The following is a 21,443-nucleotide window of genomic DNA, read 5'->3' as shown; positions in this document are numbered from 1 at the left end:
AAATTTGATAAAGATAGATCTATATGATATTATGATGCCTATCTTAGACGATGTGCGGGGGTGGTGAAACTGGTAGACACGCAGCCTTGAGGTGGCTGTGGGAGAAATCCCGTGGGGGTTCGAGTCCCTTCTTCCGCACCAAATAAATTATCATGTAAGAGCGTAGTAAAAAAAATTAAAAATACAGGGAAATTGGCAATGACATCATCATTAAGGCGTTTTCTTTTTTCAAGTTTGTCGGTATGGTTTTTGATTAGCATTCTTGGCATTTACTTTATTGTACATCTTAAAAAGTTTATCAATTTCGGTATAGATTTAGTAGGTGGTACCTACATTACTCTTGAAGTAAAAATCGACAAGGCCATTGAAAATGAATTGGCCGAAAAAGTTCAGGCTGTTTTTACACAAATCAAAAAAAATTATAGCGAGCTTCCTGTTTATAAAATAGTAGATAGTTCGGCCTTTATTTCTTGCTTGTCAGAGGCTCAAGCGCGTGACGTTGAGGCTGCAATAATGGCTTATGACAGTAGATTAGAAGTTTCAAGAAATGGTCTTGCTGTCACGGTTCAATTGTCTTCTCAGGCGATCACTACTCTTAAGCATGATGCTGTTCAAGGAAATATTAATGTTTTACGCACACGTTTGGACAAATTTGGGGTTGGAGAAATTACTATTGCTGCGCAAGGTGAATCTTCCATCATTGTAGAATTGCCTAACGTTCATAATCCTCAGCAAGCAAAAGCAATGATAGGAAAAGCTGCGTTGCTTGAATTAAAACTTGTGGAAGATGCGGCAGATAGCGAAGAGCATTTATTAGCGCGCCATAGTGGTATGATTCCGGATGGTTTTACCGTTGTTCGTGGTGCTTCTAAGCGTGGAAATCGTGGAGAAGTGTACCTTGTTCCTCAATACACTGATTTGACTGGTAGATTATTAAAAGATGCTCAAATGGATCCAGCCGGCGGGCGTTTTGGTACGGAGCCTGTTGTAAAATTTGTCTTCAAGCCAGAAGGTGGAGAAAAATTTTATGAACTTTCGAGTAATAATTTGGGTCGACGTGTCGCAATTATTGTTGATGGGCTTGTTATTACTGCTCCTACTCTGCAATCTGCTATTAGTACGCAGGGTGAAATTACTGGAGATTTTACTCCCGCAGAGGCTCAAGAACTTGCGATGTTATTAAAATCAGGTGCTTTTGTTGCTCCCGTTACTTTTGAAGAAGAGCGTCATATTGGTCCATCATTGGGTCAAGAATCTATCAAGCAGGGTTTAATGGCGTGTGTAGTTGCATTAACGCTCTTGCTGGCATTCAGCGTTCTTGTATACAAAGTTGCAGGATTATTCGCGTTTATCGTTTTAATATACAATCTTCTTTTGATATTATTTATGCTCGCAATGTTGGGCGCCACGTTAACATTGCCCGGAATTGCTGGTATCATTTTGACTATTGGTATGGCTATCGATGCTTCGATCCTTATTTATGAAAGAATTCGTGAAGAATTAGCGAGTGGCGCTTCGTTGCGCAAAGCGGTAGATACTGGTTTCTCAGGGGCGACTGCTGTTATTCTTGATGCGAATATTACACACTTTATTGTTGCTGTTGTGTTGTATAAATTGGGGGCAGGTCCCATTCAAGGATTTGCAGTTACTATGATAATTGGTATAATATCTACATTGATCACGGGATTAATATTGCTGAAAACAATTTTTAGTTTTATGATTAATAATCTCAACATTCGTACATTAAAAATTTAATTGAAATTATATTAGGCGACGTAGCTCAGTTGGTTAGAGCGGCGGAATCATAATCCGTAGGTCCGGGGTTCGAATCCCTGCGTCGCCACCATATCAAACACATATATCGAGTCGTAATGCATATTCCATTATTACTTACTCTTGTTAGACTCATTGTCGCACCACTTTTTTTACCGATTTTATTAGTTGCCTTTCTTCCAAGCAATGTTTTTTTTATTAACATACTGTTGGCGGCAGCTTTTTTTGTTTTTAGTATCACTGATTTTTTTGACGGGTATTTGGCGCGTCGGTATCAGTTGGAGACGATGTGGGGACGGCTTTTGGATCCGCTTGCGGATAAGTTTTTAGTTTTTTCTACGTTAATTGCGTTGGTGGTTGTTCACAAGATATATTTTTTGTGGGTGATTATTATTATTGGTCGTGAGTTTTTTGTGATGAGCTTGCGTGAAATTGCCTTATCTCATAATTTTTCTGTGCCGGTATCATACTTGGGTAAAATAAAAACGGCCGTTCAGATGATGCTTATTTTTTTTATTATTCTTAATCCCTATCAGCACTATGGACTTGCCGATGGATGGAATCGTATAGAGCTTGCTCTTTTAATATTAGCGCTTTTTTTTACGTTTATATCCGCATGGGATTATTATCGTCGCTTTGCTCGTGCGTGTTGCTGACAATTTCTGATTTATTGTAGCGCGGCGGGCTTTCAAAGCCCGCCGCGCTCTTTTTCATGAATTCTTTTTGGTATAGTAAGATGCTCTAGTGGGATCACCTGTAGTAACGGCAGGAACGGTTCTTATTAAATTGAAAATATAATAAGAATCATCCATTCCTCTGCTAACACTGTGAGTTTCGCCGTAAGTCTTTTTAAATGTCTCGAAGACAGATTCTAGAGACTTATCAAGCGATGTCTTAATGCAAATGCCAAGATGATTGAGGGCTTTAAGATCCTCGATATCCAAATTTGCTTGCGAAATATTTTCTTCTTGAGCTTGGATTTTTTGTGTTAATGTCTTAATCTGCTTTTGAAGACGATAAAATCCGCAACAAGAGACCGCCACTACAACGCCGAGGGCTATCTGTTCATTTGACCAACTGCCAAATGCCTTTTGGTAAGCACACGAGAACGTCGTATGCGTTATGGCCCAATAATTGTAGGAGAGGGCTGTCTGTACTTGTCCAGCTATTAATACAATAATAACTAGTCTTGTGATATTTTTTTTCATGTTGATTTCTTATTTTTGTTTATTTTAACCCTTGACCATTCTTGCTTGTTTGTTTCTGTGTTTAGAACGATATAGGACATTATATAGTCATCGGACCTACCGCTGGGATTGTGCTCGTTTCTTTCGTACAATGCTAACGAAACACCTTGAATAATCGGATTATTTAAGGTGACTTGATTATTTTGACTTGATAGTAGTATAAAGCGAGGGTTCTTATTATTGAATTTATTTATTTTTTCATTATTTTCAATAAGCGTTTTTATTTCCGTGGGATTATTCTGAAAATGAGAAATATAGGACCTCAATTCAATTTTTGCTTTAAATTTTTCAAGGACCATAATCCTTTTGCCGTTGTCTTCAATATTCTTTTGATTGTTCTCAGTCCGTTGTATTAATGTTCTAATTTGCTCATTTGTAGTAGATATAAATTGTTGTAAGTTTTCTTGGTAGCGTTGAAATGTATCTAGGTTTCCTTTTTGGAAAGCAACCAGGTCCTGAGTTAATTGTTCAACCTTTTTTTTAAGATTCTGCGGACCTTCTTCGTTAGTTTTGGCATCTGTAGCAGACTGAATATCTTGCAATACTTGCAAGGTGTTCTGTGCGACCAACGCCGCAGCATTAATTTTTTGTAGCTCCTCTGGTAGCGATTGTTTAAGTTGCTCTTGACGGTTTTGTAGGCGAGCCTCAGATTCTTCCTGAGATTTTTGCAAGGTAGTTGCAGTAGCCTGAAGAAGCTCTTTAATATTGCTTTGTAGCGCTTCTATTTTATTGTCATAATCTTTTTTCTGAGTAAATTGTTGTCCAAGTTGTTCTTGATGCGTTTGTAGGCGAGCCTCAGATTCTTCTTGAGATTTTTTCAAGGTAGCTGTAATAGTCCGAAGCTCTTTAATATTGCTTTGTAACGCTTCTATTTGATCACTATTAACGCCAGGGGTGCTTTCTTGGGGCTTTGGTTGAGGCGCCGTCGCCGTCTTCAAAGAGTTTAGCTCTTTTTGCATTTTATAAGAATGAGCAACAAGACCGACTCCCGCCAGGCAGATACATATTTTTTGAGCGAATGGATTGCTCAGTATATTATAGGTATTTGAAAGAAGATGAGAAGCTGATTGGCTGAATATGTCCCAATCGTAGGGCAATGCTGTCTGTACTTGTCCAGCTATTAATACAATAATAACTAGTCTTGTGATATTTTTTTTCATGTTGATCCTGTTGGCTTCTTTTTATTATGAAGAACTTTATTTTGTTTTTTGCTCAATACGCTCCCATGTTTTAGAGCTCATGTCATAACTTTCATAAACAATCGTCGTGGAGGGTTTTGTATAACCAGCTTGTACGGGGTGCTCAGCCTCATTCCGTGTCGGAGTATACATGATTAACGATATCCATCGTTTAAATATATCTTTGCTATCGGTTATAGCTTTTGGTTCCAAAGGGACCTTCGCTGCTGAAACTATAAAATGATCAAAATATGCATACCCCTTGCGTAATCCAAAAGGAAAAACGAATTCGCTTGCGTTGAAGTCTGGTTCTCCCAGAGTATTTTTTAATGTAGCGTAGCACTTTTGAGCTCTGTTCAGCATTTCTGCTTCTGTGATTTCAAATTGAGTTTCTTGAGAAAGATTCCCCGTATCTATCGGTGTTTTTGCTTCTATGGTTTGTTCAAATTTGCGTTTCTTGGAATGTATTTCCTGGGAAAAAAATTGTGTCGAACTGCTTTTCTGCTTGAGTAATTGCGAGCGTTCTTGATTTTCTTCAAAAACGCTCGGTGAGGTTGATGTTTGCGTTTGAGTAGAAAGATTCTCTGTATCTATAAGAGAAGAAATGTTTCTGACCGGCGTTTGTGTTTGAATTTCTTGAGGAACGAGCGGGGCGTCTGTATTAAAGTTGGTGTTTTCGACCGGAATTTCTGCTTTTGTGTTTACGGTTTCTTCTTGATTTTTTTGATAAACGGGCTGTTGGTTTGATGTTTGCGTTTGAGGAGCATTTTTACGGGTTATTTTTTGGTATATAAACCTTCTTGCCGCCCCTCCTCCTGCGACTCCAAAGCCTCCTAAAAACACTAGAACGCCTATTTGTTGAGTCATTGATAAGTTGCCATAGATATTTGAAAAAAAATGAGAAGTTGATTGGCTGAACATGTCCCAATTGTAGGGCAAGGCTATCTGTGCTTGTCCTGCTATCAATACAATAATAAGTAGTCTTGTGAGATTTTTTTTCATTTTGATTCCTAATTTTTGACTCTTTTAATCTTTGACCATTCGTTTGTTCCTTTGTTTAGGACGACATAGGCCATTATATGGTTATCGGATCTACCGCTGGGATTGTGTTCGCTCTTTTCGTATAATGCTACCTGGAGCCCCGGAATATTCTTCTTACCATCCGTGAAGACCATTAGATTGCTTTGCTGTGGCTGTATTATGAAGCCTGGGTTGTTTGTATTAAAATTGTTTATTTTTGCATTATTTTTCATAGAATCTTCTGTTTGCTCAATGGATTGCTTCATAAAATAAGAGATCAAGCGCTCAAATTTAATTTTTGCTTTAAATTTTTCAAGTACCTTAATTTTTTTTTTCATCGCTTTAAACTTTTCTTCAACATTTTCTTTTTGGGCGCTTTCTTCTTGCTTTTGCTTATCCGTCGCCGTCTTCAAAGAGTTTAGCTCTTGTTGCATGTTATAAGAATGAACAGCAAGACTGGCTCCCGCTAGGCAAATACATATTTTTTGAGCGAATGGATTGCTCAGTATATTATAGGTATTTGAAAGAAGATGAGAAGTTGATTGGTTGAACATGTCCCAATTGTAGGGCAGTGCTGTCTGTGCTTGTCCTGCTATCAATATAACGATAAGTAGCTTTGTGAGATTTTTTTTCATTTTTATCCTGCTTAAAATATATATCGTATTGGCTTTTATTTCTAATAATAATTATGACGTTATTTTGTAATTAGTCAATGAGAGGGGTTTTTCTGATCAAGGTAGAGTAATGGGCAAAGTTAATTTTAATGAGATAGCCACCACATGACTTCATGCTTATTATGGTATAAATGGACCATTTTGCTCTGTGGTATTTTTAAAAATTCATCAATAATTTTAAAATCTGCTTCGTTTTGAAATTTAATAGTGCATACAAAATGTTGTACAGTACTCTCTTTTCTCCATTTGTTAATTAATGCAAGCAAGCGTTCAGGATAACAAATGATATCAGAAAATAACCATTCCGCATGTTCAATTTTTTTAGGATCAAGGCCAAATGCGCTTTCTTGTAAGAACGTTATATTTGATGCTTGTGCAATGTTAGCATCAAGTGGCGCCTTATCGACGCTTACAACATCAAGGTTTAATTGAGAAAGTACCCAGCTCCAGCCGCCGGGGCACGCGCCCATATCAATAACCTTTGTATGCGGAGCCGGTGGCGGGCAGTGTACTGTAAAAAATTCCCATAATTTTAAGTATGCTCGTGATGGTGGTACTTTTTTATTTTCTATGAATTCTATTTTTCCTAACGGATAACGTGATGTTGTGTGAGAGGAGCATATAATAGTATTGGCATTAAGCAGTGTCCAGCCGCCCATAGAATGCTTTGGTTCGGCTTCTAAAAATGCAGTGGGCGTGTTTTTGATCTTATATAACCCATCTTGAATAAGCTGCGCTCGCCTGTGATGATCAATGCTGAAAAGGGACCAGTTTTTGCCAAGCGCTTTTAGCTTTTTGATGCCATCGCCAATAGATGTAATAGATAGTGTTTGGCAATTGATCCATGTTACTTGAGCAAACAACGGACAGTAATTGGTGTTTAAAAAATATAATCTGTCGTGTTTTTCAAAAGAAATGTTGCGGAATTGCAGCTCACGTTCTAATTCTTTTTCTAATGTATAGATTGCTAATGCGATGTTGATAGGATTCATATACCATATGCCTTATAAAAGCCCGCGCCTAATTAAAAATTATTTTACGTTTATTTTTTTTCAGTTTTTTTCCATGTACTCTGTGTACCACTATAAAAATAACCGGCTACCCATGTTTTTTCTGGCTGTTTTTTATACAAGTCCACCGCTAGGCTTGAGTAATTTGAAGTCGTTATTTTTTCTTTGTATTCTGTTGTTTCTACTACTTCCATTGTATATACCGGATGTGTCTTATTAAATTTTTTGGATAATTCAAGCCACGCCTCTGCAGTGGTCTTCTCCAGGTTTTTTGTAATTAATGCATGAAATTTTTTCTTCCCTTTTCTACACGCTTCTTTATCTTCAACATTGCTAACGCGTTGTTCTAGCGTTTTAAATTTTTCATTGATTATAACGGCTCCAGTTATTCCAATAACAATAGTGGCGACGCTTAATATTTGTTGATTAACGGATAAGCTGCCAATGGTATTATTATAGGCTCTTGAGAAAAAATGCGCAGTTCCCTGCCCGAACATGCTCCAATCATAAGATAGCGTCGTCTGCGCTTGGCCAGCGATTATTATAACGGCGAGTAATTTTATAAGGTTTTTATTCATGTTTTTATCCTGGGTAAATAGTATTGAGAATTTTAGTTCTTTTTCTCTGGTATAGCATCACTCCAAACTTTAGTTGAAGTAGAATAGCTTTCTTTTGCTATTAATATTGTTTTTCGATGAACGACTGGTTGCCGTCGTGGCGCTCTAAAGATAGTTCTATATTGTCGCCTGTTTTTTTTCTTATAATTGTAAAATGACCATATGGCGCTTTTTCCATTTTTTTTCCAAATGGAAAGTCTATCGTCATGGAATCGTCTGATCCAATACCATTCATCCTTAGTGTAGCAAGACGTGTTTCAGCTGTTTTTTTAGCTTTTTCTTCTGTGATTGACCATGAGCTTGTCTGTGGTGTTTGCTCTTCTGATGGTATCGATGGAGCAGGATTTTGTTGTTCATTTTTTGCTTTTTCCTTTGCAGATGACCAGGCTCTAGAAAACATGTCTCCTGTTGTTACCGTGAAAACGGCAACGCCAATAATACTCGCTATTTGATAGCCTGATAGGTCGCCAAAGGTATTACCATAGGACCTTGAGAAAAAATGAGCAGTTCCCTGTCCGAACATGCCCCAATCATAAGATAGCGTCGTCTGCGCTTGGCCTGCTATTACTATAACGGCGAGTAATTTTATAAGATTTTTATTCATGTTTGTTTTATCTCTTTTTAATAGCTGTTTTTGTTAATTATCTTTACCATTTGACCATAGTTTAGTTGCATGGTTAAAGGTGTTTTGTTTTATGCTATTGATAGATTCTTCGGAATAGCGTTGGAAGAGCGAGATCATGGTCCAATTACTTTTCTTTAATCCTATGGCTGCTACCTCATAATATTCGGTCTGATTATTTTCGTTGGTGTAATCATATCTCGGGTTCAAGTTTTTTTCTATTGGTTCATCTAATTTTTGAATTTCACCTTTCAAATTATCATACTTTTTCTGAGCTGCAGCTTCTGCCTCTGCTTTCGATGTTTTTTTGGTAACGGGCGTGCTTGTAGCGGCTTGAGTTTTTGCTTCTGTTTCCGATCGGTAATGATTTGAGGATAGTACTCTTTTATAGATAAAAAAGCCGCAGCCGCCTACCAAAATAGTTGCGATACCTGCAGTAATGCCCGCTTGTTGATAGCCCGGTAAGTCGCCAATGGTATTATGATAGGCCCTTGAGAAAAAATGCGCAGTTCCCTGTCCGAACATGCCCCAGTCATAAGGTAACGTCGTCTGTGCTTGGCCCGCAATTACTATAACGGCGAGTAATTTTATAAGATTCTTTTTCATTTTTTATCCTATTTATAAGCTATTTTTATTAGTTGTTTCGAAACTCAGTCCATCGTTTTTTATCAGTTGCATGCTCAAAGAACTCTAGTTTTTTGTAATAGGTATATTTGTTGGAATCGTGTTGTAGGAGCTTAATCGAAGTGATATTAAGGTTCTTGAATCCTTCGCAGTCTATCTCGTAACGTTCAGTCTGATTATTTTCGTTGATGTAATAATACTGCGTTTTCGAGGACGTTTCTATTGATTTATCTAAGTTTTCAATTTTACTTTTCAAATGACAGTACTCTAAACTAGCTAGTTTTTCTGCATCGGCCTCCGATGTCATAATTTTTTTCCATTGGTTGTCGCAATAATATTCTTCATTTTTATGAACGTTATTTTCGTCTAAAAAAACTGTCGGGCGACTTTTTTTTCCCCTTCATGCTGGTATAGAGCTGATTTTACAAGAAAATATTTGGTTGAAAATAGACCCGAATAATTAAACCTTTTTTGATATTGAGAGGGATCCTCGCCAGGCTTGTCAAGGTCAATAGTGCCATTTGCAATATTCTCCATAGACGCCTTATAATGGTTTGTTGCCTCCAGATAGGCGGCATTTTTAGATTCCATGACGCTCTTAGATTTTATGAAACCGTATACGTTAACGCCACTAGTTAATAACATTGCAGTGGCAATGCCTAATGGTTTGATATAATCGCCCCAATCATAAGATAGCGTCGTCTGTGCTTGGCCTGCGATTACTATAACGGCGAGTAATTTTATAAGGTTTTTTTTCATTTTTTATCCTATTTATAATAGCTGTTTTGTTAGTTATAAAACATGGCTCTAGTGTCATGATAAAAAGTGTAGCGTGATATTTTTTTCATGGGTTTGTCGTGAAGGTATTGGTCGAGCGAGATATGTGTAGCAAGTTCGTTCCTGAGTCTATAGGCTTTTAGCTGATAATATTCGCGCTGATTGTTTTCGTTGGTGTAATTATAGTTATTTGTTAATCCCCATATTCTTGGGTTTTTTGATTTTCCGGTTTCAATTTTTAAATTCTCGCAGTCTTGTGAGGCTTGATTTTTTGCTTCTTTTTCCGATTGGTAATTATTTGAGGATAGTGCTTTTTTATAGATAAAAAAGCCGCAGCCGCCTACCAAAATAGTTGCGATACCTGCAGCAATACCCGCTTGTTGATAGCCTGATAGGTCGCCAATGGTATTATTATAGGCTTTTGAGAAAAAATGCGCAGTTCCCTGCCCGAACATGCCCCAATCATAAGATAGCGTCGTCTGCGCTTGGCCCGCGATTACTATAACGGCGAGTAATTTTATAAGATTTTTTTTCATGTTTTTATCCCCATTTTTATAATCTTTAAAATAGTATTTTATTTCTAATGTTAATTATACTAGTAATTGAATAAAAGTCAATCGGAGGCGGTGGGCAATAGTTATTGGCACAATAGACAATAGGTATTGGCTTTTGATAGTATTAAAGATAGAGGAGTACCATATGAAAAAAGTAAACGTAACGTTTTCGATACCGGTGGAAGTCAACGAGCTATTGCATGCGCTCGTTGGTAGAAAGCAATTAAGCGCCTTTGTTTCCGCCACTTTACAGAAGGCCTTAGAAGAAAAGACGCATGCCCTCAAAAAAGCCTATGCCCAGGCAGAAAAGGACCCTGATCGTTCAAAAACTATCGATGATTGGCAGTCGTTGGACATAGAGGGTTGGGAATGAGTAAATTTCCAAAAAGGGGTGATATTTATTGGGTTGCATTGGACCTGGTTGCCGGATCAGAAATAGCAAAGACTCGGCCGGCAGTTATTATTTCTAATAACGCGGGCAATGAAGCTTCGAGTAGAGTTATTGTTGTGCCTATTACGAGCAGCGTATCGCGGATATTTCCTTTCGAAGTCGCCATAACCGTCAAAGATAAACAAGGTAAAATTCTTGTCGATCAAATAAGAACCATTGATAAATCCAGGCTTGTCGGCAAAATTGGCACCTGTGAAAAAGATACGCTTGCTGCAATCGACAATGCGCTCAAGATAGTTTTAGCGTTTGATTGAAGCTGCTCCTGAGCATGAGTAATGCACGAGTAGTCGCCCATCGCCACCCATTTTCACGTTCATGCCCACCTCTTATATTTGACAAATTGAAAATATATTATAAAATATATACTATATAGTTATAACTTAAGGGTGGGGTTTTTATGAATATTAAATACTTAATGATGAGTTTGATTGTTTTTTGCGTTACGTTTTCGCCCATGATTCGCGCCAATGACGATAATAACGTGGCGGCAAAATTAATAACTGTTCTGATGCTTGGTTGCGGCATAGGTATGTTAGGCGAAGGAGTAAAGGCTTCTTTTGCACGATCCCAGCTTCGCAAAAGGGGGCTTATGAGCCTTTCTGAAGCGCTGACGTATAAGGGTGAAAAAATTGTTTACATGGGTATTGGGTCACATAGCCGCCATGATGATTGGCAAGCGTATCCAACATTTATGAAAAATTTTGCAGAAACGTATCCAGGGGAATGCAAATGTATTAATATTGATCCGTTTTATAAAAACATAACGCAGGGCATTGAATATACCACTTTTGGTAAGGCCATTAAGAATGGTATAAAAGAGCAAGTAACGTTTGCAACTGTTGGAGAAAAAATTAAGCCGGAAAATAACGCAGGCCTTTCGAGCTATCTACAAAAGGTTGTTAACGGTGGCGGTGTTATTATGATGAATAATTGCGTGGGTCCTACGGATGCGCATCATGTTATGCGTGTTTATAATGCATGTAAAGAAAAACATCCAGATAGAATACAGTTATATATGTATATTAATGATGGGTCATATTATCAAAAATTAAATGGGAATAAGTATTTCTATTACGATCATGTGCTTTTTACTACTAGGTTTAATGTGCGGGGAAAGATTAAAGCGGATGAGATGGCGTGCGTTGACGTAGTACAAAAAAAGTATCAGGAGGCGCTATTTGCGAAACAAAATATTACTCTTTTTAAGAAATATGAGCCACAAGAATATAAAGAATATATTGCACAAGATTGTTATAAATTATCTCCTGAGCAGATTGAAGAAGATGTATGGAGTAAAGACATTTCTTATACGTTTGTTCCTAAGCTGAAATTAAAGTTTAAGATTACGAGTGCCGCCGATGGTAGGTATAGTGTAGAATCATCAGATGAGCCTGATGATAAGGCATTAGATATGCAGACGCAACTACAAAATCCTCAAAAATATTTTGCTGAGAAGAAATTTAATTAATAAGGGCGGGGAAACCCGCCCTATTTGCTGTATGTTGTGCTTTTACGATGCCAGTGGTGCTGGTGCTTGCAAATATTTTTGCACTTGAGCAATCCACCAGTAGCCGTCTGTTGGAGGATTGGCGCAGCCTTGGGTGCTATCGCCTACTCCTGCTCCAAAGAGTACAGACGCTACTCCATTTTGCGCTAATTCTTGCATGTGTGGCCCCCAGGTTATATTACTTCCTGATGTTGTTATCAATGGGTCGCCATATTGGTTTGTTGCAAAATAATTTAAACGTGTTGCGCCTGGATTAAATGTATCACCCAGCATAAAGGTTGGTGCAGAGTCTTCATAATGCGTGCTGGTGTTATTAAGTACTGGATAGCCGCCTGCGTTGTAGGGATCAGATTGTTGCGTTGTATTAATATGGCCTACGGGTATTTGCCAGAGTACCATGGGCAATGAGAAGAAATTGTGCATCGTGTTTGCAAAAAGTATGTAATTCTGCCAGTGATCAGCGTTCCAGAACCAGGTTGATTGTGCCGGATTGGCAGGAGAGCTTGATCCTGCATCGAGCCCATATTTGTCCATCACCACAAATGATGCACCGTATGAACTTATACCGCTATTCTGATAATATTGCGCAATGGCGTTTGTTTCTGAAGCTATTGCTGTTCTGCCCGCTTGATAGCCGAGTGTATCGGTTATACGTATGAGTCCCATAGAGCCTATGCTTGTTGTGAGTCCTGGTGATGCCCATAAACTTACTTCCCATCCAAAAAGAGCATTCGGCGCATATTTTTTGATGGTATAGTTGATTGCTTGCACAAGCCCTTGTACCGTATTGGGGAATGCCGGGTCGACTGATGCATTCAGGACGCCGCTGGTGTATGCGGAATCAGTGTGTGCCATAATCTGTGATGTTGGAGTTGGGTTATTTCCGTTGGAGTTTTGCATGAGATAGCCAATAAAGTCTGGTTCTAGCACAATGCCAACGGTTTCATCGCCGCCTTGCGTTTTTACAATATTCAAGAAAAATTGCAGATCTTTAAAATAGTCTTGCATGTAGGTTGCATCTTGAACATTTTGTAGGTCGGTGTAATAACTTTCTCCGCCAGCGGGAATATTGTAGTATACAAAGAATGGTATAATTCCTAGTTTTTTACTGTTATTAATGTAATCGATTGCTCGTCCGCCATCGACCGACGTCCATGTCCTCCAGCCAATATACGGTCCACCGTTGATATAAATATAGCGTATGTCAGCGTATCTATTGGTAGCGCCTGTTCCAAAGGTTTGCCAAAATGTTAAAGCAGCAGGGGTATCTTCGCTGACGGAACCGACAGAAAGATATGATGGAAGGCCTGGAAGTGTTCCATTTGCATTGCGTACCCGAACGCCAAGATAACGCACTTGTCCGGTTGCATTTTCTGTAATGCGTAAGCATGCTCTTCCGGCTTTTAATCCAGTAACGCTGATGGTTGTTGGGGTCGTAAGCTGGTAAGAAATAATATTGGGATTATTTGTTGCCAAGGTATATGATGGACTGCTTGTACCAACGGTATTGAGCGTAAATGTTGTTGCTGCTGTTTGATTAATAGTTGCTTGATATGCCTGTTGGTTGTGATCTAATTCTGTGATGGCAATTTTACTTGCGCCGCCGGCAACATAACTCACGGGAGCACTTATGGTTGATCCTGCGCTATTGCTTACGGTTACTGTATATGTGTAAATACCATACATTCTATTGGTAACCGTATAAGATGCTGTTTGTTGCGAGCTGGTATCTCCTGCTGTAATTGGCGCAGAATAAATAACAACCCCATTTTCACTCAGTTGCCATTGCGTTGCTTTTATTCCGTAATAAATGTTCCAGGATACAATGTAATTTTTGCCTGCTGATGTACTCCAATCTTGTTGTACAGAAACCGAGGGCATTGCCGGTGCATTTTGTGCGGCGCCTGTTGCCCCCGTGTTGCCCGTTGGCCCGGTAACTCCAGTTGTTCCTGTGGTGCCCGTGGTTCCGGTAACACCGGTCGCGCCGGTAGGACCCGTTACACCCGTGCTGCCGGTAGGGCCGGTTGCGCCGATAAGTGCAAAATTTTGCGGTGTATTAAGAGCGCCGTTTGCTACAAAACCTATGGTGACTTGAGCGCCTGCAGCTAATGTCGTTTGCCAAGAAGGTGCAGTAATAATATAGGTATTGTTGGCTTGTGCGGTATAATTTGCATTCCACAGGCTCGTGATCTGGTCGTTAAGTGTAAAACTCAAGCTCCAGTTATTCCACGCGCTAGAAGAATTATTAGTGACTTGTATTTGTCCCTGAAATCCACTCCCCCACGATGATGTCATTGTATAGGTGAGTGCGATTGATCCGTCAGCAAACGGCAGCTGCGCCGCTTGTGCTTGCACTGCTGCAAGCATGAGACAATAGAATATATTTTTCTTGTACATATTTCCCCTTTTCTCAAAATAATACAATTGCACAAGTAAGTTTAAATTTTTTGGTAATTACAAGGCAATAAAATGGTCAGGAAAATTATTTCTGGTATGTTATTACACTGTAATAGCATTTTACTAAAAATTATACGAAAGCTTGTTTATGGCGATGATAACTAAAATATTTTCTATTGTAGGTTTGTATTGTTTTTTAGTGGTAACAACACCGACATGTTGCGTGGTGGTTGGTTTTACGGGTCTTGAAAATGGCTCCAAGAAAGTTGCTATCATGTTTGATAAGCATGATATGGAACAAGAAGATGGTATTACTCGTGCTCATGGTAAAGAAATAGAAACGTTATTAGAGCGGTTGCAGAAAAATGGACCGGAAAAAACATTTTATGTTGAGCACCCGGTAAACTCTCCTATTTTTGGAGTAGCGGGGAATGATACTATTCATATACCTATAAAAAAAGCTCTTGCTTACAATTGGCAGCAAAATTTTACAGAATATCAAACATTTGATAAGCGTACCGATGCTGATTTTTGGATACGTGATATTGTTTTGCAAACACAACAATTTCAAGATGCTGTAGCGCAAAAATATAATTTCCCAGCATCTTTTTATGATGTTACTGTTGATAATTATCTTAAAAATCTTGATAGTAAAATGCAGGAATCACAACAAATAATTACGCATTTTGATGACAGCCTTCAAAAAGATTTTACTGAACAATTAAAAGTCTATGATGTGGCAAAAAACATGCTTGCACATATCGTTAAAAAACCTAAATTTTCTACAGCAACACATTTTCTTGATATTGTTGGGAATATGTTTTTGCAAGAAAAAACAGATATGTTCGTTACTCTTACAGCGGCGCAAAGCGTTATGCTTGATCTAACTTTATTGGATAAAGTTATTAAGAACAGCTCGGCTACTGATAATGTGATAGTGTATGCTGGTGGTTTGCACGCTCAGAAGTTAGAAACCAATCTAATGACCATGGGTTTTAAAGATGTTTTTGTAAGCAGAAATTTAAAAGCAGGTCTTAAGGTTGATGATTTAGCTCATATTGAATATCCAAAAAACATTTCGCCAACATTTGTAGCGCCTATTTATGAATTTTTTACCATGTGCTCTGGTTGTGGTGCAACGTCAACAAAAAAATGCACGGTGTGTAAAAGAGCGTATTATTGCTCCGTTGCTTGCCAAAAAACTGACTGGTCGCAGCATAAATTAGCGTGCAAAAAAACAACAACGCCATAAAAAAGCGCTCTGCATTTTGAGTAATCTTTGCTACGTTATAAAGATATTTGTTTTTTTTAAAATAACGGGCGTGGCGATATGAAATTTAAAACAGTAGCAGATTATTTTGAACGTATTAATGCAGAGTCTTCTCGTACGGCGATAACAAAGTTATTAGCGGAGCTTTTTGATAAAGCAACGGCGCATGAGGCGCAGATTATTAGTTATTTGTCGCTTGGTCTGTTGCGTGCACCGTATAAGGGCAATCAATTTAATATGGCTGATAAGTTGGTTACCCGTGTCATTGCGCGTTTATTAACATCTGATGTTGCCTATATTGATGAGCTTATGCAAAAAAGTGGTGATCTTGGAACCGTAGTTGGTCACTATTATCAGCATGAGCATGAACATAGCGCAACCCTCTTATCTGTCTATAATAATTTAGAGCTCTTAGAAAATATGGGTGGAGCGGGATCCCAAGAAGAAAAATCAGAATTTTTATATACGCTCTTGGCATCAGTTGATGCACTTTCTGCCCAATATATTGTGCGCGTTGTCTTAGGCAATTTGCGGCTTGGCTTTTCTGACATGACCATTATTGATGCGTTATCATGGATGCTTACGGGAAGCAAGTCACTGCATGAGCGTATTGAGCATGCGTATAATGTATGCGCAGATATTGGTCTTATCACCGCTCTTCTCAAAGAAAAGGGGGCAGCGGCATTAGATGATGTGTCTATTATTATTGGCATTCCTATACGCCCAGCGGCGGCGGAGCGCCTCCCAACTGCTCAAGATATTTTCGAGAAAATTGGACCATGTGCCGTACAGCCAAAACTGGATGGATTTAGATTGCAAATTCATTGTGATAATAGAAATGGCAGTAAAAAACGATGGTTTTATTCACGCAATTTGAGTGATATGTCAGACATGTTTCCTGATTTGGTAGCAGCTTTTGATAAAATTAATGTGCAAACGTTAATCGTTGAGGGAGAGGCTATTGTGTATGACGAAAATACGCAAAGCTTTGTGCCGTTTCAAGAAACGGTTAAGCGAAAAAGAAAACATGATGTAGAAGAAGTTGCGCAACAACTACCACTTAAGCTTTTTTTATTTGATATTTTGTATCATGATGGCGAGTCTTTGTTGAATAAGGCGCATACAACGCGTCGTGATACTATGTTGCATATTGTCTCTTCGCAATTTTCTGAAGTAATCAGTGTTATTTCGGAGCGTTCTGTTGAGTCTGCCGATGCGCTTGAAAAATATTTTTTAGAAAATATTAACGCAGGGCTTGAGGGTGTTGTTGTAAAAAAACCATCATCACATTATCAGCCAGGAAAACGTAACTTTAATTGGATAAAGTTAAAATATCATGCATCGCGAACTCTTTTAGACACCATAGATGTGGTTGTTTTGGGATACTATTATGGCAGTGGTAAGCGATCAGCGTTTGGTATAGGAGCATTTTTGGTTGGTGTTTATAATAAACATAAGGACTGTTTTGAGACGCTTGCAAAAGTCGGAACTGGTATGAAAGACGTCGATTGGCATGAGTTAAAAGCAAAATGTGATAAGATTGCGCTTAAAGCTCAGCTGCATAATGTTGTATGCGATCCGCACCTTGCTCCCGATGTTTGGGTAGCGCCGAGCCTGGTGTGTGTTGTTCGCGCAGATGAAATTACTATTTCACCTGTACATACTGCTGGAAAGAGCGGTCAAAATTTGGGCTTTGCATTGCGGTTTCCTCGGTTTATCGGTTATCGGTCTGATAAGTCGCCTGAGGAAACTACATCTGTTCAGGAAATTTTTACTTTATTTGAACAACAAAAAAAATAATTTAAACAATTAGTTTGTGAAAATAACGAGCCTCTTCTTGTGGATTATCAGCATTGGTTATCGCTTTGCTGATGATGATTCCTGTGGGATTAATGGCAATAAGTTCGTGAATATTTTCACGTGTTATAGGTGCCGAAATAAAAATAGGCAACTGTGTATTTTCTCGTACCATGTCCCATCGATCAAGGAAGGTGAGCTGTGCGTCATCGTCGGAAGGCTTGTGAAAAAGAAGCGCATCGACTCCAAGACTTTTTGCTTCTAATGCTGATTGTCCGAGAGAGCTTGTGTCTAAAAGATCGAGCATTACCTTTTTTCCGAGATCATGTGCTGTTGCGCATGCTGTATGTATAACATTTCTTCCTGTACCTGCCATAACCGTTACCCAATCCGCTCCGGCTTGTGCAAAAATAGTTACAACTTCCTTACCTCGATCAGCAATTTTTGCGTCAGCGAGAATAATTTTGTTGGGAAATGACTGTCTGAACTGTTTGACTGCTGTATCACCATATTTGTAAATAAGGAGTGAGCCGACTTCAAGAATATCTGTATAGTCTTCTATTTCATGAGCTATAAGAAGGGCTTTATCAAGTTCTAGCAAGTCAAAAGCGATTTGTAATTTCATATCGCAATATCCTTTTCAAAAAATTAGAAAAACCAATGTATTTTATGAGTATACCACCATTTTTGGCCATGCAAAGTATAATGCTCTTATTCTTATGACCTTATACGTAACGCATATCTTTCTGTAGTGTAATTATAGGCGAATTTTATAGGAGAAAAAAACTTGCTTATTTTTAAAAAGAGCAGGCTATTTGTTCCTATGGTTATATCTTTTGTGGTATATACTGTTGGTAATAACAGGTTTGGATTGTTGTCGGCAACAAAATCTCCTTCAGGGATAACCATATGTTCAGGTTTGACAAAAAAATGAAGAGATAGTGGTGGAATTATTCTATTGTCTGGAACTGGCTGTTGCGCTACATGCCAATAATATATTTTTTTATGTTCATCAAATAATTGTTCTGCTTTAAAATACGCGACATCCGCTTGAGGAGTGGCGATAAAATAGTTCACGGTGTTTCCTTGGAGTATAACGGGTTTGATTTTTTGGGTAAGTACATAGATCATCTCATTTTTTTCATGTTTTCGTGGAAAAATAATTTGGCCATTGTTATCAGAATGGGTAACGAATCCTGCATATGTTGCGTATACTCCTTTGTTATGGAATGTTTTTAAATGATGTTTAATAATAGTGCGGTTGATGGTGCCTGGTTTATTAAGTTTTTTATCAACGGGTGTGTTAGTTGGCATGGTGTCTGATGGTTTTATAAATATTGTTATAATGTGAGGGGTGATTGTTTTTTGTATATCTTGTGAACCGTGTATGTAAAAAAAAATTAAAAATATGATTGTGGGTGATAGAGCGTTAATGTGTTTCATGGCAAAAAACCTCTGAGTAATGCGACATCTTTGATGCTCCACATTTTAACATATATACTATTGAGAGAGCTATAATTCAAAAAAAATGAACCTTAGAATGCTCGAGAAGGGGCGCTATGTCTATATGGGAAAGTTTTCGTCAAGCACATAATTTATCGCACGAACAACTTAATCAATTCAAAATATATTATGAAAAGATTATGTCCGTCCATGAGCTTTTTAATATTACCGCAATAACAGAACTTTCCTCGGTTATTGCGTACCATTTTACCGATTCTTTGATGATTGGTAGCGCAATTGATATGCACGCATTACACACGATTGTTGATGTTGGAACGGGTGCTGGATTTCCTGGAATTCCCTTGAAAATTAAATATCCGCATCTGTCGCTCGTTTTGATCGAAGTTTCTCAGAAAAAGATTGGCTTTTTGCAGGATGTTATTGCGAGCTTGTCGCTTGATAAGTGTGAAACATCTATGGATGACTGGCGTACTTTTTTGAGAAAAACTCACTATGATGCACAATTGTTTTGTTCTCGAGCATCATTGCATCCGGATGAATTGGTAAGAATGTTTAAACCGTCATGCGTATACAAAAATGCTCGATTGGCGTATTGGGCGTCTACTCATTATGAATTGGGGCCCGTGGAGAAGCCTTTTTTTGAAAAAGAAGTATCATATACGATAAAAAATAAACATAGAAAGTTTATTTTTTTTATAAACAAGTAATGCTTTAACTATTGTAAATAAATTACTATAGGATAAGCTGTTTGCATGTTATTTTTAAAAATTAACGGAAGTTGCGTGGTTTATGAATAATGATCGGATATCTTTTGGTGAATCCTATAGTACGCTTTTACGTTATTTTATTCCTGAATTTGTAACAGCATTATTGTTTTCTTCTCTCCTTAATTTTATTGATGCAACATTTATTGCTCATTTACAGTCGACCTCTTTGTATGCGACACAGGGAATAACGAGTACGCTGATGCATTTTATCATCAAGATAGCAGAGGGGCTTTCTGTTGGGACCTTAGTTATCTCAGGTCATTATAATGGATTACAGGATTATCGTGCAGTGGGCCGGACTGTCATCACGGCATTATGGGTTACTTTTTTTTTGGGTGCTTGTATATCGTTGGTTATTTATTTTTCGGCATACCAGATATATGGGTTGTATAATGTTCCTGAAAAAATCATGCGTCATGGAGCATCCTTTTTGAGGCTTCGTGCGGTCAGTATCTTTTTTGCATTTATGTATTTTGCTCTTATCGGGTTTATGCGTGGCATTAAGAATACGCGTGTTCCTATGATGCTTTTCTTGTTTGGGAGCGGCATATTTATTTTTTTTGATTATGTTTTGATCTTTGGAGCTTGGGGATTTCCTGAAATGAAATTACAGGGATCAGCCTGTGCTTCTATTATTCAGTATGCGGTTATGCTGTGTTCTGCAGTGGCGTATATCGTTTGGGATAAAGATATGAGAAAATATAGTATAGGCCTATATGAATCGCTCGATATGGCATTGGCTGTGAATATTATATATCTCAGTTGGCCGGTTATTATTGATAAGGCTACGTTAGCAGCGGCAAAAATATGGTTAGCGATGTTGATAGCGCCTATGGGAAAGATGATTTTGGCAAGTTTTACTGTTATAAAAGATATGGAGCAGTTAGCATTTGTTCCTGCTATTGCGTGTGCTCAAATTATCACGTTTTTGGTAAGCAATGATTATAGTAAGAAAAATTGGCAGGGTATTATCGCCAATATAAAAAAAATAATAATTATCTCTATTCTTATGATGTTTGCGATTATGCTTATCTTTTGCCTGTGGCCATCGTGCGTTATACAATGTTTTGATAAAAAAGGCGTATTTACTGCCTTTGCATCACAAGCCTTTCCTCTGGTGAGTGTACTTGTTTTTTGCGATTTGCTACAATTAATTCTGTCCGCCGCATTGCGCGGTGCGGGTGATGTAAAGACGGTAATGGTAGTTAGGCTTGTTGTGTGTTTGGGGTTTTTCTTTCCTGTTTCATACGCAATTTCTCTTCTGCCGTTACATGGAATGCTTAAGTTTGTTCTTATTTATGGATCATTTTACCTTAATAATGGGATCATGAGCATTATTTATTATTATCGACTGAGCGGACAAGCATGGAAATATCAGTTACATATCAAAGAATCTGGAATAGGGCATGTCAAAAATTACAAGGGAAGAAATTTTAAAATTAGCACAGACATCACAAATAAATCTGTCTGATGCTGAAGTGGGTCAACTAATTCATGATCTCGATTCAGTGTTAACATATGCTTCAGGCTTGCAAGCAATTGCGCACTCGTATGGAGAATGTGCACTTGATAACAAAACTAAAAATGTTACTCGACCTGATAGTGTCGTGGCTTATGAATCGCATGTTTTGATTGAACAGGCTCCCCTCTCTGAAGAAAATTTTTTCGTAGTTCCAAAAATTATTAAATAATAG

Annotated in this window: 24 protein-coding genes and 2 tRNA genes; 12 read left to right on the top strand and 14 right to left on the bottom strand. The window is 38.2% G+C overall.

Going from position 1 to position 21,443, the window contains the following annotated elements:
* The first annotated feature begins 54 nt into the window (after nt 1-54).
* The 4 genes from WC707_03025 (at nt 55) to pgsA (ending at nt 2,429) form a co-directional block, all read left to right on the top strand.
* A tRNA-Leu gene (locus tag WC707_03025) sits at nt 55-141 on the top strand.
* Nucleotides 112-1,755 carry a protein translocase subunit SecD gene (gene secD / locus WC707_03020; protein ID MFA6066128.1) on the top strand — a complete coding sequence of 548 codons (1,644 nt, stop codon included), beginning with the start codon at nt 112-114 and terminating at the stop codon, nt 1,753-1,755. The genes WC707_03025 and secD overlap by 30 nt, the downstream gene beginning before the upstream one ends.
* Before the next feature lie 14 nt (nt 1,756-1,769).
* Nucleotides 1,770-1,846, top strand: a tRNA-Met gene (locus WC707_03015).
* A gap of 25 nt (nt 1,847-1,871) precedes the next feature.
* The gene (gene pgsA, locus WC707_03010; GenBank protein MFA6066127.1) at nt 1,872-2,429 is read left to right on the top strand and encodes a CDP-diacylglycerol--glycerol-3-phosphate 3-phosphatidyltransferase; all 558 of its coding nucleotides are present in this window, start codon (nt 1,872-1,874) and stop codon (nt 2,427-2,429) included.
* A 54-nt stretch (nt 2,430-2,483) separates the two neighbouring features.
* On the opposite strand, the gene WC707_03005 is transcribed toward pgsA, so the two are convergent.
* The 11 genes from WC707_03005 to WC707_02955 form a co-directional block, all read right to left on the bottom strand.
* Entirely contained in the window at nt 2,484-2,981 is a 498-nt protein-coding gene (locus WC707_03005) for a hypothetical protein (protein MFA6066126.1), read from the bottom strand.
* Nucleotides 2,978-4,180 carry a hypothetical protein gene (locus WC707_03000; protein MFA6066125.1) on the bottom strand — a complete coding sequence of 401 codons (1,203 nt, stop codon included), beginning with the start codon at nt 4,178-4,180 and terminating at the stop codon, nt 2,978-2,980. Before WC707_03000 ends, WC707_03005 begins: the two co-directional genes overlap by 4 nt.
* Nucleotides 4,181-4,216: 36 nt before the next feature.
* Entirely contained in the window at nt 4,217-5,200 is a 984-nt protein-coding gene (locus tag WC707_02995; protein ID MFA6066124.1) for a hypothetical protein, read from the bottom strand.
* Between the two features lie 8 nt (nt 5,201-5,208).
* Nucleotides 5,209-5,853 carry a hypothetical protein gene (locus tag WC707_02990; protein MFA6066123.1) on the bottom strand — a complete coding sequence of 215 codons (645 nt, stop codon included), beginning with the start codon at nt 5,851-5,853 and terminating at the stop codon, nt 5,209-5,211.
* A gap of 125 nt (nt 5,854-5,978) precedes the next feature.
* Nucleotides 5,979-6,884: an SAM-dependent methyltransferase gene (locus WC707_02985; protein ID MFA6066122.1), complete on the bottom strand. Its 906-nt coding sequence runs from the start codon at nt 6,882-6,884 to the stop codon at nt 5,979-5,981.
* Between the two features lie 50 nt (nt 6,885-6,934).
* On the bottom strand, nt 6,935-7,480 hold the full coding sequence (locus WC707_02980) for a hypothetical protein (protein ID MFA6066121.1): 546 nt from the start codon (nt 7,478-7,480) through the stop codon (nt 6,935-6,937).
* Nucleotides 7,481-7,580: 100 nt separating this feature from the next.
* Nucleotides 7,581-8,123, bottom strand: a complete 543-nt coding sequence (locus WC707_02975; GenBank protein MFA6066120.1) for a hypothetical protein — start codon at nt 8,121-8,123, stop codon at nt 7,581-7,583.
* A 33-nt stretch (nt 8,124-8,156) separates the two neighbouring features.
* A complete protein-coding gene (locus WC707_02970) occupies nt 8,157-8,747 on the bottom strand; it encodes a hypothetical protein (protein MFA6066119.1) in 591 nt (196 codons plus the stop codon).
* A 28-nt stretch (nt 8,748-8,775) separates the two neighbouring features.
* Entirely contained in the window at nt 8,776-9,072 is a 297-nt protein-coding gene (locus WC707_02965; GenBank protein MFA6066118.1) for a hypothetical protein, read from the bottom strand.
* A 59-nt stretch (nt 9,073-9,131) separates the two neighbouring features.
* Complete coding sequence (locus WC707_02960) at nt 9,132-9,524, bottom strand: hypothetical protein (GenBank protein MFA6066117.1); 393 nt, start codon at nt 9,522-9,524, stop codon at nt 9,132-9,134.
* A 29-nt stretch (nt 9,525-9,553) separates the two neighbouring features.
* Nucleotides 9,554-10,078 carry a hypothetical protein gene (locus tag WC707_02955; GenBank protein MFA6066116.1) on the bottom strand — a complete coding sequence of 175 codons (525 nt, stop codon included), beginning with the start codon at nt 10,076-10,078 and terminating at the stop codon, nt 9,554-9,556.
* Nucleotides 10,079-10,241: 163 nt separating this feature from the next.
* On the opposite strand from WC707_02955, the gene WC707_02950 reads away from it, so the two are divergent.
* The 3 genes from WC707_02950 to WC707_02940 all read left to right on the top strand — a co-directional run bounded on the left by WC707_02950 (nt 10,242) and on the right by WC707_02940 (nt 12,015).
* On the top strand, nt 10,242-10,469 hold the full coding sequence (locus WC707_02950) for a hypothetical protein (GenBank protein ID MFA6066115.1): 228 nt from the start codon (nt 10,242-10,244) through the stop codon (nt 10,467-10,469).
* On the top strand, nt 10,466-10,801 hold the full coding sequence (locus WC707_02945; GenBank protein MFA6066114.1) for a type II toxin-antitoxin system PemK/MazF family toxin: 336 nt from the start codon (nt 10,466-10,468) through the stop codon (nt 10,799-10,801). The genes WC707_02950 and WC707_02945 overlap by 4 nt, the downstream gene beginning before the upstream one ends.
* A 143-nt stretch (nt 10,802-10,944) precedes the next feature.
* A complete protein-coding gene (locus tag WC707_02940; protein ID MFA6066113.1) occupies nt 10,945-12,015 on the top strand; it encodes a hypothetical protein in 1,071 nt (356 codons plus the stop codon).
* Nucleotides 12,016-12,057: 42 nt separating this feature from the next.
* On the opposite strand, the gene WC707_02935 is transcribed toward WC707_02940, so the two are convergent.
* Nucleotides 12,058-14,451, bottom strand: a complete 2,394-nt coding sequence (locus WC707_02935) for a cellulose binding domain-containing protein (GenBank protein ID MFA6066112.1) — start codon at nt 14,449-14,451, stop codon at nt 12,058-12,060.
* Nucleotides 14,452-14,605: 154 nt separating this feature from the next.
* Here WC707_02935 and WC707_02930 point away from each other — a divergent pair, with 154 nt between their 5' ends.
* Nucleotides 14,606-15,703, top strand: a complete 1,098-nt coding sequence (locus tag WC707_02930) for a zinc finger MYND domain-containing protein (GenBank protein MFA6066111.1) — start codon at nt 14,606-14,608, stop codon at nt 15,701-15,703.
* A gap of 78 nt (nt 15,704-15,781) precedes the next feature.
* The gene (locus WC707_02925; GenBank protein ID MFA6066110.1) at nt 15,782-17,521 is read left to right on the top strand and encodes an ATP-dependent DNA ligase; all 1,740 of its coding nucleotides are present in this window, start codon (nt 15,782-15,784) and stop codon (nt 17,519-17,521) included.
* Nucleotide 17,522: 1 nt separating this feature from the next.
* On the opposite strand, the gene WC707_02920 is transcribed toward WC707_02925, so the two are convergent.
* Both WC707_02920 and WC707_02915 read right to left on the bottom strand, forming a co-directional pair.
* The gene (locus WC707_02920; GenBank protein ID MFA6066109.1) at nt 17,523-18,143 is read right to left on the bottom strand and encodes an orotidine 5'-phosphate decarboxylase / HUMPS family protein; all 621 of its coding nucleotides are present in this window, start codon (nt 18,141-18,143) and stop codon (nt 17,523-17,525) included.
* A gap of 92 nt (nt 18,144-18,235) precedes the next feature.
* Nucleotides 18,236-18,961, bottom strand: a complete 726-nt coding sequence (locus WC707_02915) for a hypothetical protein (GenBank protein MFA6066108.1) — start codon at nt 18,959-18,961, stop codon at nt 18,236-18,238.
* A 116-nt stretch (nt 18,962-19,077) separates the two neighbouring features.
* Between WC707_02915 and WC707_02910 the strand changes: the two genes are divergently transcribed.
* The 3 genes from WC707_02910 to WC707_02900 all read left to right on the top strand — a co-directional run bounded on the left by WC707_02910 (nt 19,078) and on the right by WC707_02900 (nt 21,440).
* On the top strand, nt 19,078-19,689 hold the full coding sequence (locus WC707_02910) for an RsmG family class I SAM-dependent methyltransferase (GenBank protein MFA6066107.1): 612 nt from the start codon (nt 19,078-19,080) through the stop codon (nt 19,687-19,689).
* Between the two features lie 82 nt (nt 19,690-19,771).
* The gene (locus WC707_02905) at nt 19,772-21,220 is read left to right on the top strand and encodes an MATE family efflux transporter (GenBank protein ID MFA6066106.1); all 1,449 of its coding nucleotides are present in this window, start codon (nt 19,772-19,774) and stop codon (nt 21,218-21,220) included.
* Nucleotides 21,156-21,440 (top strand): Asp-tRNA(Asn)/Glu-tRNA(Gln) amidotransferase subunit GatC, encoded by a 285-nt coding sequence (locus WC707_02900; GenBank protein MFA6066105.1) that lies wholly within the window; start codon nt 21,156-21,158, stop codon nt 21,438-21,440. Before WC707_02905 ends, WC707_02900 begins: the two co-directional genes overlap by 65 nt.
* Nucleotides 21,441-21,443: the final 3 nt, after the last annotated feature.

Source organism: Candidatus Babeliaceae bacterium, from assembly GCA_041660765.1.
Taxonomy (GTDB): domain Bacteria; phylum Babelota; class Babeliae; order Babelales; family Babelaceae; genus JBAZVR01.
This window is presented reverse-complemented; position numbering and strand designations above follow the sequence as displayed.

What these genes read in the sequence shown, in the direction of transcription:
- pgsA (MFA6066127.1), top strand. Translation starts at nt 1,872, where the DNA reads ATGCATATTCCATTATTACTTACTCTTGTTAGACTCATTGTCGCACCA.
- WC707_03005 (MFA6066126.1), bottom strand. Translation starts at nt 2,981, where the DNA reads ATGAAAAAAAATATCACAAGACTAGTTATTATTGTATTAATAGCTGGA.
- WC707_03000 (MFA6066125.1), bottom strand. Translation starts at nt 4,180, where the DNA reads ATGAAAAAAAATATCACAAGACTAGTTATTATTGTATTAATAGCTGGA.
- WC707_02995 (MFA6066124.1), bottom strand. Translation starts at nt 5,200, where the DNA reads ATGAAAAAAAATCTCACAAGACTACTTATTATTGTATTGATAGCAGGA.
- WC707_02990 (MFA6066123.1), bottom strand. Translation starts at nt 5,853, where the DNA reads ATGAAAAAAAATCTCACAAAGCTACTTATCGTTATATTGATAGCAGGA.
- WC707_02985 (MFA6066122.1), bottom strand. Translation starts at nt 6,884, where the DNA reads ATGAATCCTATCAACATCGCATTAGCAATCTATACATTAGAAAAAGAA.
- WC707_02980 (MFA6066121.1), bottom strand. Translation starts at nt 7,480, where the DNA reads ATGAATAAAAACCTTATAAAATTACTCGCCGTTATAATAATCGCTGGC.
- WC707_02975 (MFA6066120.1), bottom strand. Translation starts at nt 8,123, where the DNA reads ATGAATAAAAATCTTATAAAATTACTCGCCGTTATAGTAATAGCAGGC.
- WC707_02970 (MFA6066119.1), bottom strand. Translation starts at nt 8,747, where the DNA reads ATGAAAAAGAATCTTATAAAATTACTCGCCGTTATAGTAATTGCGGGC.
- WC707_02965 (MFA6066118.1), bottom strand. Translation starts at nt 9,072, where the DNA reads ATGACATCGGAGGCCGATGCAGAAAAACTAGCTAGTTTAGAGTACTGT.
- WC707_02960 (MFA6066117.1), bottom strand. Translation starts at nt 9,524, where the DNA reads ATGAAAAAAAACCTTATAAAATTACTCGCCGTTATAGTAATCGCAGGC.
- WC707_02955 (MFA6066116.1), bottom strand. Translation starts at nt 10,078, where the DNA reads ATGAAAAAAAATCTTATAAAATTACTCGCCGTTATAGTAATCGCGGGC.
- WC707_02950 (MFA6066115.1), top strand. Translation starts at nt 10,242, where the DNA reads ATGAAAAAAGTAAACGTAACGTTTTCGATACCGGTGGAAGTCAACGAG.
- WC707_02945 (MFA6066114.1), top strand. Translation starts at nt 10,466, where the DNA reads ATGAGTAAATTTCCAAAAAGGGGTGATATTTATTGGGTTGCATTGGAC.
- WC707_02940 (MFA6066113.1), top strand. Translation starts at nt 10,945, where the DNA reads ATGAATATTAAATACTTAATGATGAGTTTGATTGTTTTTTGCGTTACG.
- WC707_02935 (MFA6066112.1), bottom strand. Translation starts at nt 14,451, where the DNA reads ATGTACAAGAAAAATATATTCTATTGTCTCATGCTTGCAGCAGTGCAA.
- WC707_02930 (MFA6066111.1), top strand. Translation starts at nt 14,606, where the DNA reads ATGATAACTAAAATATTTTCTATTGTAGGTTTGTATTGTTTTTTAGTG.
- WC707_02925 (MFA6066110.1), top strand. Translation starts at nt 15,782, where the DNA reads ATGAAATTTAAAACAGTAGCAGATTATTTTGAACGTATTAATGCAGAG.
- WC707_02920 (MFA6066109.1), bottom strand. Translation starts at nt 18,143, where the DNA reads ATGAAATTACAAATCGCTTTTGACTTGCTAGAACTTGATAAAGCCCTT.
- WC707_02915 (MFA6066108.1), bottom strand. Translation starts at nt 18,961, where the DNA reads ATGAAACACATTAACGCTCTATCACCCACAATCATATTTTTAATTTTT.
- WC707_02910 (MFA6066107.1), top strand. Translation starts at nt 19,078, where the DNA reads ATGTCTATATGGGAAAGTTTTCGTCAAGCACATAATTTATCGCACGAA.
- WC707_02905 (MFA6066106.1), top strand. Translation starts at nt 19,772, where the DNA reads ATGAATAATGATCGGATATCTTTTGGTGAATCCTATAGTACGCTTTTA.
- WC707_02900 (MFA6066105.1), top strand. Translation starts at nt 21,156, where the DNA reads ATGTCAAAAATTACAAGGGAAGAAATTTTAAAATTAGCACAGACATCA.